General features: G+C 49.8%; 12 protein-coding genes. 3 read left to right on the top strand and 9 right to left on the bottom strand.

What is annotated here, in order from left to right:
• Window positions 1-218: 218 nt before the first annotated feature.
• Entirely contained in the window at window positions 219-773 is a 555-nt protein-coding gene (locus HPY52_12750; protein ID NPV81118.1) for a hypothetical protein, read from the top strand.
• A gap of 348 nt (window positions 774-1,121) precedes the next feature.
• On the opposite strand, the gene HPY52_12745 is transcribed toward HPY52_12750, so the two are convergent.
• On the bottom strand, window positions 1,122-2,123 hold the full coding sequence (locus HPY52_12745) for an aldose 1-epimerase (protein ID NPV81117.1): 1,002 nt from the start codon (window positions 2,121-2,123) through the stop codon (window positions 1,122-1,124).
• A gap of 449 nt (window positions 2,124-2,572) precedes the next feature.
• On the opposite strand from HPY52_12745, the gene HPY52_12740 reads away from it, so the two are divergent.
• Window positions 2,573-3,511: a hypothetical protein gene (locus HPY52_12740; GenBank protein NPV81116.1), complete on the top strand. Its 939-nt coding sequence runs from the start codon at window positions 2,573-2,575 to the stop codon at window positions 3,509-3,511.
• Between the two features lie 102 nt (window positions 3,512-3,613).
• Here the strand turns inward: HPY52_12740 and HPY52_12735 are convergent, their stop codons facing one another.
• The 5 genes from HPY52_12735 to HPY52_12715 form a co-directional block, all read right to left on the bottom strand.
• Window positions 3,614-4,834, bottom strand: coding sequence for an amidohydrolase family protein (locus HPY52_12735; GenBank protein NPV81115.1), 1,221 nt, complete (start codon window positions 4,832-4,834; stop codon window positions 3,614-3,616).
• A gap of 387 nt (window positions 4,835-5,221) precedes the next feature.
• Window positions 5,222-6,319 (bottom strand): uroporphyrinogen-III decarboxylase-like protein, encoded by a 1,098-nt coding sequence (locus HPY52_12730; GenBank protein ID NPV81114.1) that lies wholly within the window; start codon window positions 6,317-6,319, stop codon window positions 5,222-5,224.
• 48 nt (window positions 6,320-6,367) lie between these two features.
• Window positions 6,368-7,234, bottom strand: coding sequence for a carbohydrate ABC transporter permease (locus tag HPY52_12725; GenBank protein NPV81113.1), 867 nt, complete (start codon window positions 7,232-7,234; stop codon window positions 6,368-6,370).
• Between the two features lie 58 nt (window positions 7,235-7,292).
• Window positions 7,293-8,204 (bottom strand): sugar ABC transporter permease, encoded by a 912-nt coding sequence (locus tag HPY52_12720; GenBank protein NPV81112.1) that lies wholly within the window; start codon window positions 8,202-8,204, stop codon window positions 7,293-7,295.
• A 161-nt stretch (window positions 8,205-8,365) separates the two neighbouring features.
• Window positions 8,366-9,721 carry a sugar ABC transporter substrate-binding protein gene (locus tag HPY52_12715; protein ID NPV81111.1) on the bottom strand — a complete coding sequence of 452 codons (1,356 nt, stop codon included), beginning with the start codon at window positions 9,719-9,721 and terminating at the stop codon, window positions 8,366-8,368.
• A 274-nt stretch (window positions 9,722-9,995) separates the two neighbouring features.
• Between HPY52_12715 and HPY52_12710 the strand changes: the two genes are divergently transcribed.
• Window positions 9,996-10,151: a hypothetical protein gene (locus HPY52_12710; GenBank protein NPV81110.1), complete on the top strand. Its 156-nt coding sequence runs from the start codon at window positions 9,996-9,998 to the stop codon at window positions 10,149-10,151.
• 847 nt (window positions 10,152-10,998) lie between these two features.
• Here HPY52_12710 and HPY52_12705 read toward each other — a convergent pair.
• The 3 genes from HPY52_12705 to HPY52_12695 all read right to left on the bottom strand — a co-directional run bounded on the left by HPY52_12705 (window position 10,999) and on the right by HPY52_12695 (window position 15,672).
• Window positions 10,999-12,201, bottom strand: coding sequence for a D-galactonate dehydratase family protein (locus tag HPY52_12705; GenBank protein NPV81109.1), 1,203 nt, complete (start codon window positions 12,199-12,201; stop codon window positions 10,999-11,001).
• 152 nt (window positions 12,202-12,353) lie between these two features.
• Window positions 12,354-14,270 (bottom strand): ABC transporter substrate-binding protein, encoded by a 1,917-nt coding sequence (locus tag HPY52_12700; protein NPV81108.1) that lies wholly within the window; start codon window positions 14,268-14,270, stop codon window positions 12,354-12,356.
• Between the two features lie 166 nt (window positions 14,271-14,436).
• Window positions 14,437-15,672, bottom strand: coding sequence for an ROK family transcriptional regulator (locus tag HPY52_12695; GenBank protein ID NPV81107.1), 1,236 nt, complete (start codon window positions 15,670-15,672; stop codon window positions 14,437-14,439).
• Window positions 15,673-15,769 lie beyond the last annotated feature (97 nt).

The raw sequence follows: 15,769 nt of genomic DNA, 5'->3' as shown, positions 1-15,769 counted from the left end.
CCAATCGCCTCTCCGCCGCGGACATCCGCCGCCATCCGCTATCCCGCTATCTGTCTGCTGGCCTGACACTCCTGGCACGTTACCAGTCCTTCCCTCATACCTTTAGTGGTTTCCATTCGACTCGTTTCGCGCAATTCCTGCCTCCTCCGACAGCTTCAAGAACACGTCTGAAGCGTCCTTCTAGCCGGAGGCATTACACCTTCAATGACATCATGCTCATGCGCTATATTCAGTACCGGTATGAGAATGAGGTGAAGGATGTTGAGAAGGTGGACCTTCAGCAGCAAGGGCTATTTAACTATGTTAAAGGCAAGTTTCTCGAGATGGTGGTCCAGAACATAATGTCCAGGTTCAACAACGAGGAGCTGGATGTGAGACTCTTTGGCCGTCCCGGAGAGGTGATCAAAGCTCCTCTCTTCAGGGCACGTGGGGACATGGTTGTGAAGCTGCCCAACTCTGGGGAATACCAAGTTGATGCATATGGTGATTATGAGGTAGATGGGGCAAAGCACCTGTGGGTAGCAGAGTGCAAGTATCAGAAGAATGAACCCATGACCAGCCAGGAGGTAGAGAAGGCCCTTAAGGCAGCCGAGGTGGTAAAGGAGATGCGCAGGGCCCAGGACCTCAAGATATGGCTTGTATCGACTGGCGGGTTCACAAAGGATGCACTAGCCGTCATAAATGAGAGCGGTTGTCTTTTCTCGGGGCAGGATGAGATCAATGAGATCGCCCAGCTACATGGCATAGGAGTGAGGATTGTGGAGTTTGAATAGCTATGTCACCATGGGGCATATGTCCGCGCTAACTACCGCAGCCACCGCATTGGTTTATCAACATTACCGGCAAGCGAGATAGAGTTAGTCAAATGGACTGTTGGAAATACGCTCCTAATTGAGGAGGCAGAGTAGATGACGGCAAGTAAAATTGCTGGCGTGGTCTCCCAGTTGCCGTCTAGCACAAGTTGCTCGAAAACACCTGCAACCTCCATATATTGTGGCCATGCCTGGAAATTGTCCCAATATATTGTGGGATATAGGCCTTTCGAGAGGGCTTCCAAACATATCCCTGGAGCACATCCCCCGGAAACTCTCGCCCCATGGCTTCTGTCTCCTGTGACAAGATCATCTATTATGAGGCTTTAACACCATCTTCCCTCTGAAGGATTCCCCCTGTGTTAGAGCGCGCATACCTGTAAGCTCCGCAGGCAAGTTTACGTTGGGGGCGTTTGGGATCCAGGTGTATGGTTCAAGACAAACGAAGTCAGTATCGGCCGTTCGCCCTGTATATACTACCCAGTGAGGAAATTCAACACCTGCTTCAAAGATGATGCCTGCTCCGGCACGCTCATCCCAGTATTCGCATCTTATTACATCCTCGCCGGCCACCGGCGCGACATCAGTGAAGACATCATCGAGGATGAGTCCATCGAGGCTACGGCCTGACCTCAGGTCATACTTGCCCTCTACAGGCAGGATCTTCCCTGTCGGAAGAAGATCTATGAGCTCCCACCTTTTTGCCGCCGGGAGCTTTATGAAGCACGAAGCCTTAGAGCTATCTCCGGCAAGGGGAACCTTGAAATAGGGATGGAATCCGAGTCCGAAAGGCATAGGGTCGGCCCCGTTATTGATTGCCATAACCTCGATCGAAAGGGTGCCATCCTTGAGCCGGAAGCTGAGCCGTAATTCAAATGAATGCGGCAGAGATCTCAGCATGTCCGGATGATCGTCAGAAGATATTCTGGTCTGGATAAATGCCCCATCTTCATCGCCGGCCCGAGCGGCCGCGACCCTCCAGGGCCGATTTCTTACCAGTCCGTGAATATGATTCTTCCCGCCCTCATTTTTCTCAAATTGGTAGCGGCGTCCCATGAATTCAAAAGTCCCATCCGCGATTCTGCTGGGGGGCATGAGCACCGGAAAACCGAAGCCAGTAGGCCGCTCACGAAGCTGGGACATATTTTCCGGGCCCTTGATAAATTCAATACCCTTCCTCACATCCCGAAATGAAATGAGATTGCTCCCGAAACCCGAAATGAGTAAAGCGCTGAGTCCTGAAACCTCATCTACAAGCTCATATGCCGGCTCGGAGTCAAATACTCTTTCACGAATAAGATACCTTGCCACGAGATCAATCCCCTTTCTAGACCATGTAGAATCCTCCTCGCAGCATCTACAGAACCAGAACCTATAAATGACCAGATTCAAGGCTCGGGAAACACGCTGCCCCGCCGCTGCCAGCAGTCCTTTAAATGACGGACGGGCCGCGCCTTCGCCCAAGTGGCCGGAGCTATGGGCTTTCCACGCGAGATTTTGTGAAATTGATCGAATAAGTTTTTGATAATCTTTATAGTTCACTTCCACAGAGACATTCGAAATCCTGCTTGGGATAGCCAGATTCGCGGAGTTGAAAGACGGGGCTGCAATACCGCGATGTGTAAGAAATAGGCCTAGTGCATGATCTGCATTCTCATCAATAAGCACTTGGCGAGACGCTGCCTTTCGGGTTAAAATTGATGCATGGTGGCTGCAAATATGCATTAAGGAAAGGGCGCCGATCTTCCATGGCAACTAATATGACTACCAAGCCCCGCTGGGACGTTCTTGGCTGCGGGATCGTCGCGGTTGACGAAATACTTTACGTAGAGTGCTACCCGCCTGCCGATAGTAAAGTCTTAGTATCGGATACTAGACGCGAGGGGGGAGGGCTGACAGGTACTGCTCTCGTCGCCGCGGCTCGGTTCGGCGCAAGAGCAGCCTACGCCGGCGTTCTCGGATATGATGAGGCCTCCAATTTCACACTTGAAGAGTTCAAGCGGGAGGGGGTTGACATATCCCATGTTATACGACGGCCTGGGGCCAGCACTTACCATGGCTTCATCATCGTCGATCAAACCAACAAAACGCGAACCATTTTCTCCTCGAATAAAGGGGTCGTCGGCCGCTCCCCTGGAGAAATCAACAAGGAACTCATCAGCAGCTGCCGCGTGCTATTCATAGATACACTTGAACCCGCAGGGACGCTGCGCGCGGTTCAGCTCGCTCATGCCCTGGGTATTCCGGTGGTAGCTGATTTTGAGTCGGTTCGGGACCCGCGAATCCTAGAATTAATGGCGGAGGTAGATCACCTTATTCTACCACGTCACCTTGCCGCCAAATTGAGCGGATCTGAGGACCCGGAACGTATGGTCAAATGGCTGGCACAGAATAGGCGCGCCTGCACTGCCGTTACCTGCGGCGATAAAGGGACCTGGTATACTCTGATGGATGGCATCATACGACATCAACCAGCCTTCAAGATCGAACCCGTTGACACGACCGGATGCGGAGATGTATTCCATGGAGTGTACGCTGCTTGCTTGGCGCAAGGCGACATACCGCTCGATCAGGCTATACTGATGGCAACGGCCGCCGCTGCCATAAAAGCTACCCGCCCCGGCGGCCGCTCAGGCATTCCTGACCGGCATGCTGTCGAACAATTCTTGAGAGAAAGGTTAGAGATATGCTCCCCATAGCCATCGTCCATGCCGGGCATACAAAACCCGGGCGGCCGGCCAGGTAAAAGGCCCACCCTCCGCCCCGCAGGCAAAGTTCATCGCAGCCCCAATCTGCTTCCTCTACTGCAATCTATAGAGCTTTCGCGCATTCTCGCTCAGGATCAGCCTTGCAAGCTTTAAGGCCGTTTCCCTATCGAAATAGCCTTCCGCTAACTTTTCCGCCAGCACCTTTGAAATCACATACCTGATGGATAAAGTGCCCCCATAAACCTCTTCAGGGGTCCACGCATCCCCGCCCCACGTGAGCTTCTCAGAAGTCTTCGCAACTTCGATCCATTCGTGAAGGGCGCTTACCGCGGCGGTCGGGGATATAAGGGGCAACCATACCAAGTCCGCGTAAACATTGTCGTAATTATGCAGGAGCCCACCGATCTGGTGGAACCAGGGGTATCCTCCATGGAACAGTACGAACCTGGTTTTCGGACATTTCTCGATCACAGGTACAAGGTTCATGGGATTCGAGCCACCGATCCTACCAAGTCCTACATGGCACTGCAAGGGAAGGCCCAGCTCTCCGGCCCTCTCCGCAATGAAGTAAAACATGTAGTCCCCAAAGGCTTTTGCCTCTGCAGGGCTCACACTGCATCCCCGTTTCGCAAAGACTCCCTCAGCTACCTCATGGGGGACCTCGTCAAAGTAAAGAGGGCGATCGTAGGCCAGGGCGGATTTCAACGCCACGCACCCCTGCAACTTCTTAAGGTTCAATAAAGCCTCAAGGGCCCCCAGGTAATCGTCAAAGTCCTTAACCTCCATACCATACCTGGAGAGAATGTCGAACGCATTATTCCCGTTATGGTCTCTTGCTTTCGGGCCATAACTCATGACAAAGGCATTGATCCGAAAGGCGGGGGAATAGTACTCAGGGTGACCATTATCGCTCCCCGGATCCCAATAGGCATCCAGGATAGCGCGCCTGATCCTTCCATGTTCCGCCATTATTTTGAAATACCATTCCGGGTCCTCATGGGCCCTGGTGATCCGGCTTGAGACCTCGTCCCAGTTCTGCGCGGTAAGCTCCCCCTCGAAGCCGTACAGGTCCCGGAGGGCAAAGAGAAGCCACCGGTAGTAGGAATTAACCCCGACCTTGTGGAGGAACGCCTCCCTCTCCTCCCCTGTCTCTCCGGGGCTTACCCCGCACCAGCCCACATAGGAATGCTGAAAGATGTATTCCAGGGTGACGGGAACTCCGCGCTCCGGAACCAGATTGTGCTCGTGGGTACTGATGATCTCTAGCAAGTCAACCTCAGCCCGGATGTCTTCATAAAGTCCTCCTAGTTTCATATCCACACCCCCGTCTCGCAAGAGTCGCTCGCCCCGGGCCACCTGAGCATCGAAATCTCCTGCTTTGTATCAACTGTAAAGCCCATATCCCTCAAATACCTCGATTAGTTTATGGTATATTGAGTAACTGACTCCTTCAGGATTGCCGAAGGCCGGATGGCCTACCTCGCCCCCTGCCACACCGTCATCTCCCACTCCTTTACTTCCCTCAAAAGCTCAGCAACCTTCTTCTGCTCCTAGTTTCCACAAATACCGGGTTTACCCTCCTATCATCACTCAACATGCAATCAAAGCTAGAATATCCTATGGCATTAGTGTATGCCTTCCAATTCCTTGACAGCCTCCTAGACGGTTGTCCAAACGCCCGCTTTCCATTCCCACTCATTGCTATCTGATCCACCGGGCACCCTCGTCCAGCATTATCAGATAATTCTTGACGGGGACATAATTTGCCACAGTATTACCAGAACCCAAAGCATACCTGATAGGCATACAGTTCTTTAGGATTTCGCGAACGTACCTACGTAGCTCCTCTTCATCCGACCTGCAGAGCCGGTCCATATCGACTCCGCCGAGGGCTGCCACCTGATCACCACAGCGCTTCTTAAACTCAACGACTGGCATTATGGCATCCTGGAAAGAATGCAGGGCATCGATTTGGACGTCATTTATAAGGTCCTTCTCAATCTCTACTAGGTTACCGCATGAATGAAGCCAGTACATCTTATTATGCTTATGGGCGAGTGCCGCAAACTTCTTATGCCAAGGGAGTACAAGCTTTCGCAGAAGAGCAGGAGAGATTATGGTAGAGGTCTTAAATCCTAAGTCATCTCCCTGGAAAAACCCCCCTACCCCTTCAAGAGTAACGAGATTTTTATAGAATTCATAGATTAGTTCCCCGACCCTATTGAAAACAGCTTCTACCAGGTTGGGGTCATCATGGATCAAATAGCTCATCCCCTCAAAACCGAGCAATTCTTCGCTGCAGATCTCAAACACTCCACTGGAGGGGCAAACCATCATTTTCATTCCGCCTGGCAGATTCTTGGAGACAAACTCATAATGCGAAAAAACTATACTTTCGGGCTTGGGCCATGGATATTCCTCAAAATCTTTCCAGGAAGATATAACCCCCGAACCCTCATCTATCCAACTACGCGCCCCCCGAGAGAGCAGGGCCGTGTCTTCAGCTTGCTTGTGCTTGGCTCGGGGAAAATCTAGCCCTCCGGCAACTCTTATATAGTCATAGCCCATCCTATACCAGAATTCTATTCTCTGCCTATAGAAGGTCTCGAACTCATCTAGAGGAGATTTGACTGGCTTCTCATCCAAGAATTCTTCCAGAATATGGTTTACAATCTCAGGATCAATACCCAATTCGACGAAATGAACCCTTTCCGCCTTTTTCTCTCCCTTCACGACACTTGTTAACTCGTCAAAGTCAGGCGCTGGGTTGGAGAACGGTACCTTCAAAACACTCCGCATATCTTTCCCTCCGATTTCTGTGGCCTCAAAAGTAACTACTGCTAGTCTCTAGCCCTTAAGTCCCGTGACAACGATACCCTGGATAAAGTATTTCTGAGCAAAGAAGAACAATAGAAGACACGGCAAGGCTACCACTAAGGACGCACACATCAGTAGATTCCAGGCTGTCATCCCGTACATCCCCGTGAACCGGCTGAGAGCAATGCTCAGCGTGAGCTTCTCATTGCTATTGAGATATATTAAAGGCGTCATGAAATCGTTCCAATGCCACATAAACGAGAAGATGGCCACAGTCGCAAGTGCTGGTTTTGTCAGTGGCAACATTATCCTACTGTAAATACCAAAATAGGTGCAACCATCAATCTTGGCCGCGTCATCTATTTCTACCGGTATAGTCATGTAGAACTGCCGGAGCAAGAAGATGAAAAATGCGCTGCCGAAGAACGCAGGTATAATCAGTGGTTTAAATGTGTCCACCCAGTTAAGGAGCTTAAAAATTACAAACGTAGGTATCATTGTCACCTGAGATGGGACCATCATTGTGGATAGAACAAGAGCAAAAAGTAGATCGCGGCCTCGTCCTCTAAGCCTTGCAAAACCATAAGCCACAACTGAAGAGGATAGGAGTTCGCCCAGCAAGGTCGAAAATGTAATCGTAGCAGTGTTGAAAAAGTACCGGCCAAATGGCAAAAACGTCAAAGCACGCTTGAAGTTGTCCCAGCATACCACCCTAGGTATCCATTGTGGCGGAAAGAGGAATACCTCACTGTCTTCTTTTAGTGCAGTTGAGAGCATCCATGCTACTGGTATCAATATGACTATACTTATGGCGATTAGGGATGAATAGACAAATATGGCAGCAAAGAGTCTTATCCTACGTTTACTGGCCAAATGCCCCATCTTCCGTACCTCCATTAAGCTTGATAAACTCGCTGGCTGTCAGCCGCCACTCCTCTTGACAGGACTTAGAACATCATCTACCACGTGATGTACCCTCGTAGTGAACCCATAGAGGTGACGATTTGAACACTATTAAGGTTAGTCCCAGGATTATCAAGAATAGGATCCATGACAGAGCAGAAGCATATCCCATGTTGAAATAAGAGAAGGCATTCCTATAAACGTAGAGAACATAAAAGAGAGAAGCATAATGTGGGCCCCCACCTGTCATGACATAGGCTTGGGTAAAGATTTGGAACGAACTGATTATGCCCATTATCAGATTAAAGAAGATTACTGGGCTCATCATCGGTAGGGTGATTCTCCAGAACCTATACCACGGATTAGCTCCGTCTATCTCCGCCGCCTCATAGAGTTCCGTCGGTATACCCTGAAGCCCGGCAAGATAAATGACAATCCCGCCACCAATTCCCCACAGTCCCATGATTATGAACGCAGGTAGCACCCACTTTTCACTCATTATCCAACCAGGCCCTTGGATATGGAATACCTGCCACAATAAGGAATTGAAAATCCCGAACTCAGGATTGAAAATCCACATCCATAGGAGAGATACGGCTACCCCTGAGATCACTGAAGGCATGTAAAAGATGGTCCTGAAAACTGTCAATCCCTGAACATTTTGGTTAAGTAGGATTGCTATGGCCAGAGACACCATGAGGTTTAATGGGACGCTCACGATAGAATAAAGAGCCGTAACCTTCAGAGACTGCCAGAAGAGAGGATCCGCAACCAACTGGAGATAGTTCCTAAGTCCCGTCCAAATCGGGGGCCTTACAACGTCATAGTTACAAAAGCTAAAGAAGAGAGATGCTACTATTGGTCCTCCAACAAATAGTATAAATCCAATAAGCCATGGCGAAATGAACAAATACATGTACTTTTCCTCTTGCCTCGCTAGACGGGTCAGCCTGCGGCTCGACATCTCTGCACATACTCCTTTTCCCGAATTTTCCCAATGATACATTTAACTTCCCAAGGCCACAAAGCTACCATTAGACCTCCCTCGTCGAGCAGAAGCTCGCCGAGGGAGGTAGACGATCGATTATAGGTTAATCGCCAGCCTAAATCTCCAATACGCGGAGGTCATTCTACTTTCTGTTTGAGATTATCCTGGATGACTCTGTCGAGTTTGGGAAGCAGAGCGTCGACAGCTTCTTTTACCGTCAGCTTACCTAGCCATAGGCCCTCTAGTTCCGCATTCCATGTATTAAACATCTTCGGGAACCCAAAAAGGGTATGGTTAGGAGACTCCTGTGCATATTCAAAGGCACCCTTGAGTACCTGCTCAAGCTGCTTTTCATTGAGAATAGTATGTTTGAGCATATTATCTATATAAAGCTTCCGTAGCGAGGCGGCACATGGCATCCATGGGGTAAGTTCAACCATGATCCTCTGAGCTTCTTCGCTCACAAAGTATTTTGAGAACTCCCAGGCTGCCTCCGGGTGTTTCGATGTCTTTGCGATTTCAAGAGGATTTGAATATATTATGACTTTTCTTTGCTTACATAATGGTACAGCGCAAATACCCCATTTGTAGTCTTTCGGGAGTGGCGGGGTTATAGCCCAGTTTCCGCTGAAGACCATACCCACTCTTCCAGTTTTTAGAGGAGGCCCCATTTGCTCTATCACCTGGCTTTGCGCAGGGGTAGGAGACACCTTATATTTGTGAATCAAATCCGCCTTCTTTTGGAGGGCCGTGAAGAGGGCATCGCGATTCCTGGGATTGTCCAGGGCAGTCTTTTCCGGTACTCCAGTCTTCTCATACACCTCACCGGCAAAGAGGTCGCCTCCCCACATCCACATGTCCTCAATTATCTGCTGAAGATCCCAGATCACTCCAAATTGATCAACCCGGCCGTCGCCATTAAGATCTTTGGTGAGCTTCTGGGCAGTCTCCACCATCTTGTCATACGTCCATGTCTTATCTGCCCAGTCGGTGGGGGGATAACCTAACCCTGCCCTATCAAACAAAGTTGCATTGTAGAAACCAGCAGTGTAAGCTTCACACCATGATAGTCCAAGGAACCTCCCTCTGAAAGTACTTCCCTGGATAGCTGCGGGATAGAAATCTTTCACCAACCCCGGTTCCTTCTTCAGATACGGCGTAAGGTCAAGATCCATCCCGCGGACAGCATGGTCAATATACCCGCCGTCTCCAGCACACCAGAAAATGTCTGGAGGTGAACCTGCCGCGAACATCGAGAGGAGTTTGGGCTCATATTGCTCATAAGCTACTATAATTGGCTTCACTACTATATTAGGATGCTTCTTGTGAAATTCGGCGATTATCCTGTCAAGCATAGGATTTTCCACAGGGCTTGACCGCCAAAGGACAGTAATCGTAGCGTTCTCAGCAGCTCTCACGCCTGTAACTAAGAAGCAAGCCACGAATAACATAACGATACAGCCCAAAGCAAGCCGCCTTGACAACTTGTTCATATTCTCTTACCCCCTGAATGAAATGTATTTCTCCCGCGCCCTTATCCCTGTGATAAGACTTCTTTAGTTTGAGGGACAAATCATCCCAGGAACAGAATAGTCGGGAGAACCTATCCTCTGGTATGCTTGTTCTAGCCAAGAAACAGCACCGGAGGCGGTAGATTCTCATGGCCAAACCGAGGATACCACAAGAACGTATCCTACCCAATATAGGGACGCGTCGTGCAAAGATCGCGATGGATTCACCAAGAGAGACATTCCTGCAACTACTCTCGTGTTTGCCGGTGTCGTAGAGCTCGTAATTGGTGCGACCTCCAACATCAGGCTCGGGAAAGTCTCAAAGGATCCCGTGTTCATCACGATGGATGGAGAACCCAGTATCGATGAGGTTACCCTATCCGGATTCCGCAACGATAATCGATACGACTGATCGTGATTCGTTATGGCCGCTATCGAACATCTTCAGTCCCTCAAACCTGACGCGGGAATTCCGTATTCCATTTGGATTGAAGGAGTCTTGTCATTGAATAACCCCCAACTCAACGGAGTACCTCTTCCTCGGAGTGAATGTAGACAACGAGCCTCTCACCGAGTTTACCCGGTATTATCACCACTGTTCTTCACCGCATGTGTAATTTCCACCTGGCCTCCCATCACACCATCACCTCCCCTCTTCTACCAAGACGCCAATTCGGCGCAGTATATGTAATGTAAGGGCATCGGCGACAGGCTATTGCCCGTGTCAGGGACGAAACGTGATATAACACTATTGAAAATGTAATTTGACCCTGCCGGGCACGAAAGGGCATATACTCTCGACCGGAAACTGGATATCCCAAGATTCGCTCACTGAAAATATTGTAATGTTAAATTTACATATTGTCAATCTAGAATTACAAAGTTCTATTGATTTCGTTTTACTCTCAATGAGATTGTCGATTATTTCCAGTCGGTGACGATATCTGAGAATAAGGTCTCTTAAATTGTCGACCCAGATTAACGGGAAGAAGACTATCAATCGGTGAGAGAGCTATTGGTGTCCTCAGCAAATATGACCAGTTATATCTGTAGCATTTGAGGGCAAAACGCGGCTCCTGGCCGGTTGAATTCATCGGGCTGTATCAAGAGCCAACTATGCCAGGATTAATACATGGGGAGATAAAAAGATGAGCATTCGAGAAAGGAAGGAGAAATCGATTAAAAGGCGGTTGAGAAGTGCAATGTGGGGCCCCGGGGCGCCGGGGCCAATCCACTTCGTTAGATGCCCCATGTGGCCACTACGGTCGGACGGACGTACCATCAGGCAGCCTAGCTAATGTCCACTCTGGCAGTTCATTAGAACAAGGATACCGCGCTGCCTTGGCTTCATCGATATCAATTCCCAGCCCGGGTTTGTCATTGGGATAAACATAGCCGTCCCTTATTTCAGGGCATCCAGGGAAAACCTCCAGGGTTTCGTCATTAAACCCAGACCATTCTTGAATGCCAAAGTTGGGGCAGCTGACATCCAGGTGGACATTCGCGGCATGCCCCACAGGAGAAACATCCCCTGGCCCATGCCAGGCTGTCCTTATGCCGAACTGTTCACAAAAAGCTGCCAGCTTCCTGGCAGGGGTCAAACCGCCGATCTGGCTAATATGGATGCGAATGAAGTCTATAAGTCGATTTGCAATCAGGGAAGTCCATTCATTGGGATTATTGAATAGCTCCCCCATAGCGATGGGGGTGGCGCTCTGTTGGCGGATCATGCGGAACCAGTCAACCTGTTCAGGCGGCAGCGGGTCTTCTAGAAAGAACAGGCGATATGGCTCGAGTGCTTTTGCCAGGCGCACCGCCTCGATGGGCGCTATTCGTTCATGGACATCATGCAGAAGCTCTACATCAAATCCGATCTTCTCCCGCAAATGTTCAAACAAAACGGGCACACTGCGGGCATAAGCGTCGGGATCGAAATACGCGCCTGGAGGGGAATTCTCTGGACGAAAGAGCTTGTGCGCCGGTCCGCCATAGCCGCCCATCTGGCATCGAATATACCGATACCCCTGTTCCATATAGGCGCGGACATTATCCTCAACCTCATTCACGTCGCGCCCATCGGCATGACGGTAGACAGCAGCCCCTTCCCGGCATTTGCCGCCAAACAATTGATATAGTGGCATCCCCGCAATCTTTCCCTTTATGTCCCATAGAGCAATATCCGCCCCAGAAACAGCATTATTCAATACTGGTCCATTTCGCCAATAAGCGCTGACCATGAGGGATTGCCAGATATCTTCGATTCTATGAGGGTCTTTGCCCACCAAAAATGGCTTTACATAATCTTCCACCACCGAACGAACTGCCAGGGGACGCTGGGTGAAAGTAGCACACCCCAGCCCATACAAGCCTGGTTCGGACGTCTCGACCTTCACCACTACTAGCGCAATACCTGCGGGAGCGGTGAGGATGGCACGCACATCGGTGATAGTCAAATTGCCCATTCGTATGCCCCCTTAACGACTTTTGTCACTCCTTTCCTAGGTGAATTCGCCACGAGCTGTCTATTTCCTACATCGAAATATGACAGGAGGGGCCCACCCCTCCTGCCTGATGATTTTATCCCTTGGTTAAGCGATGATAGTGACATGAGGGACTACTTTTGTTTGATAAAGAATTGCTCCGGCATAAGATAACCAGGGCTGGAATACGCGTAAGCCAGGTTGCCTTTGCGCGGCACATTCTCGAAATTCTTCTTGACCACCACAGGCATGTTGTAACCGCCGAGCACAGGTATCCCATACAGGTTTTCAGCCCATAGCCTGAATATATCTTCAGTCAGCTTATCCCGCTCCTTTTCACTCGCGCTTACCAGAAGCTTGCGGTAATCCTCTATTATCTGCAACACAGCGCCTGTTGGCTTCTCACCTTCTTTGCCTCCGGTTATATACCAGCGACCATAAAGAGGAGCCCAGTACACGCGACCTTGCTTCGGAACAAGGCTTATCAGCGAGTAGCTAGGAACATAATAATCTGTCCCGAATTCCATGGTATATCCTGCGAACTGGTAGTTATTCGCATCGATTCGTTCCCACCAGAGCGCTCCTGATACGGTATCCAGGACTGTCCTGATCCCAACTGCACTCCAGTATCTTTGGATCGCCTGCATGACATCAGCGTGGATAGAATAGCCCAGGTTGGTCATGATGGTCAGTGTAAGGGGTTTGCCATCAGGACGCAGCCTGTATCCATCTTTGTCTCGTTTATTGAGACCAAGCTCGTCAAGCAGCTTATTTGCCTCCTTGGGGTTATACTCAAAGAGCTTACGTATCCCAGGATCATTCTGAAGAGAATCATATGGGAACGCAGTATAAGCTGGGGTGGCCTGGCCAAGGTAATTTAGTTCGTTGACCTCATCCCTGTTGATGGCCATGGAAAGCGCCTTTCTGAATTTGACGTTCCTTATGAGACCGCGTATCACCTGATCGCCCTGGAAATTCTGATTCGGGAATATGGCGCTGGCACCCTGCCCCGCATTCCAGAGGTACACCTCATATCCGCCCTTATCTCTGTTCTCCATGAGAAGCGGGTAATCGGAGAAAGACAGGTTCCTTGCCTGCATGTCGATTTCGCCGGACACGGCCTTCATGGTGATCATCTGGACATCCTGAACCACATCCCATGCAATCCGGTCTATATAAGGCAGCTGATTGCCTTTGGTGTCCACCTTCCAGTAATAGGGGTTTCTTTCTGCTATCAACCTGGTAGCTGTGGGATTAGATTTCAGAATCCAGGGCCTTATGCTCGGCAGTTCGGGATTGGTGAAAGGCTGCGCCCTGTCGGCGAATAGCTGGTACCAATTATCAAATTTGGCTGATTTAACTTTCGCGTCAAGCTGAGCCTTCTGGGCGTATTTAGGATGGAACTGTTTCAGGTAATGCTTAGGATAATTGAACACCGACGGTCCTGCATCTGGACTAGCAAGATATTCCAGAAACATGGAATGAGGCTTTGCAAAACTGAACCGAATAGTGTAAGCATCGACCTTCTCAAATCTCGCAGGTTTGCCGTCTACCAACAGCCAGTCTGGATAGACGGGAGTCAGTTCCTTATTACAAATCACATCTTCATACCAGAAAGCAATATCATCCGCAGTCATAGGTTCTCCATCTGACCATTTGATGCCCTTCCTAAGGTGAAGGGTGAATGTCTTCCCACCATCCGATATATCCCATGATGTGGCCACATTGGGGATCAGTCTCTTGCCATCTCTGTCCCACCTTATCAAGGGCTCATATCCAAGGCGGACATGGAGCATGGTATCTACAGGGCTGAGGGCAGCTCTACGCCATGTTCCACCATACTGACCGATTTCATTGACAGGGGTAACCACCATCGGATCATCCGGCAACCTTTTCTCTACGCTGGGAAGCTTCCCTTGCTTCACTAACTCCGTAAGCATAGGAGCCTCCTGGTAAACTTTAGATGCTGCAAAGGACAAAGAGGTAACGCCGATGATAAGAGCAATAACACAAGATATTGCGATGAATGATACTCTTTGAGAAGGAGCCATAATCTTCCTCCTTTTCAGCTTCAGGGTCCGATGCCCCATTAGTTGGTCAACATTGCTACGCGTGTGAGTCCAATGCAAATATCCCATCTAGAATGGATTGGCTTATAAAATATGGAAATACCGCGGCCCCACATCACATCCTTTCACTTCAATATAGATATCTACACTACATAGCCCCAGGCATTTCGGCAATAGTAGTGGATGGCCGTTCCCAATCATCCATCTCAAACACTTTTTCGAGGGCGAGTGCGTAGGCGCCCATCAAAGGAGGGTCTTCTTTCATACTTGACTTCACGATCTGCACGGCCTCCCCTATTTCCTGCAGCGCACACTCCTTGGCTACCCGCTCAACTGTATCTGAAAATAGGTCGCCAGTTTTGGCCAATTCACCGCCTAGTATCACTATTTCTGGATTGAAGAGATTCATCAAATTTGCCACAGCAACCCCTACGAAGTACCCAACGCGCTCAAGAGTCTCCCGGACCTGGGGAATGGCAGCTATTTGTGGTTTTGTCACATCATTTATCGTGGCGATTGCCCCTTCCAGGCCACGGCGGGAAAGTTCCTCCTTGGGGACGGACGCTCTTATCTGTTCCAATACTGCCCTGACCCCGCAAATTGCCTCAAAACATCCATGCCGCCCGCACGAGCAGATAGGTCCCCCATCCGGGATTAGTATCATATGCCCTATTTCACCGGCATAACCGCGGGCGCCGCCATATACTTTATCATCAATTATGACACCAGCGCCTACACCAACGGAGAGGTTCAAATATACCAGGTTGTGGCGCCCCTGGCCGCTTCCATAGACCTTTTCGGCCAGCGCCGCAGCATTTGAAATGTTTTCCACATGTACAGGAATGCCTCCAAGCCTCCTGGATAGCATCTCACTGAAAGGCACCCCTTGCCAGCTCAGATTTGATGACCGCGTGACAACACCAAGGCGCGAATCAATGAGTCCTGGAGTCGCAACCCCGCACCACAAGACCATATTTTTCTTGACCACAGAATTCTTGAGAAGGGAATCAAAAGACGAACCAACCTCTTCGATCACGTCATCTGGCAATGATGTATCCAGGTTAAGACATTCCCTACCCAAGACGTTCCCGGCTAGATCCAGTAAAGCTGTCATGGCCTCACCGCGCTGTATCCTTACTGCAAAAACAAAAGCAGCCCGGGGGTTCAACTCAAGAAGTACAGGGCGCCTCCCCCCGCTTGATTCACCATGGCCGACCTCTTCGACAACACCAGCTTTAAGTAAATCATTGACAATAACCGTCACTGTGGGTGGAGTCAACCCCGCCTTTCTTGCTACCTCATATCTCGGGATGGGGCCATGTTTTCGAATTATGTCCCTCACTAGAAGTCGATTAAGCACCTTTAGATCACGGCTGTTACTCATCAACACGTCCCCTTGCCTTTCCACAACATGCCATCATCATAGCAACATAGCTCTTTGTTTTTATACCTAAAAAAACTTTCGCCATAGTTTCAGATTT

It is taken from the genome of Bacillota bacterium, from assembly GCA_013178415.1.
Lineage (GTDB): Bacteria > Bacillota > SHA-98 > Ch115 > Ch115 > Ch115.
The sequence above is the reverse complement of the archived record's forward strand: the minus strand, read 5'-3'. Positions and strand labels throughout refer to the sequence as shown.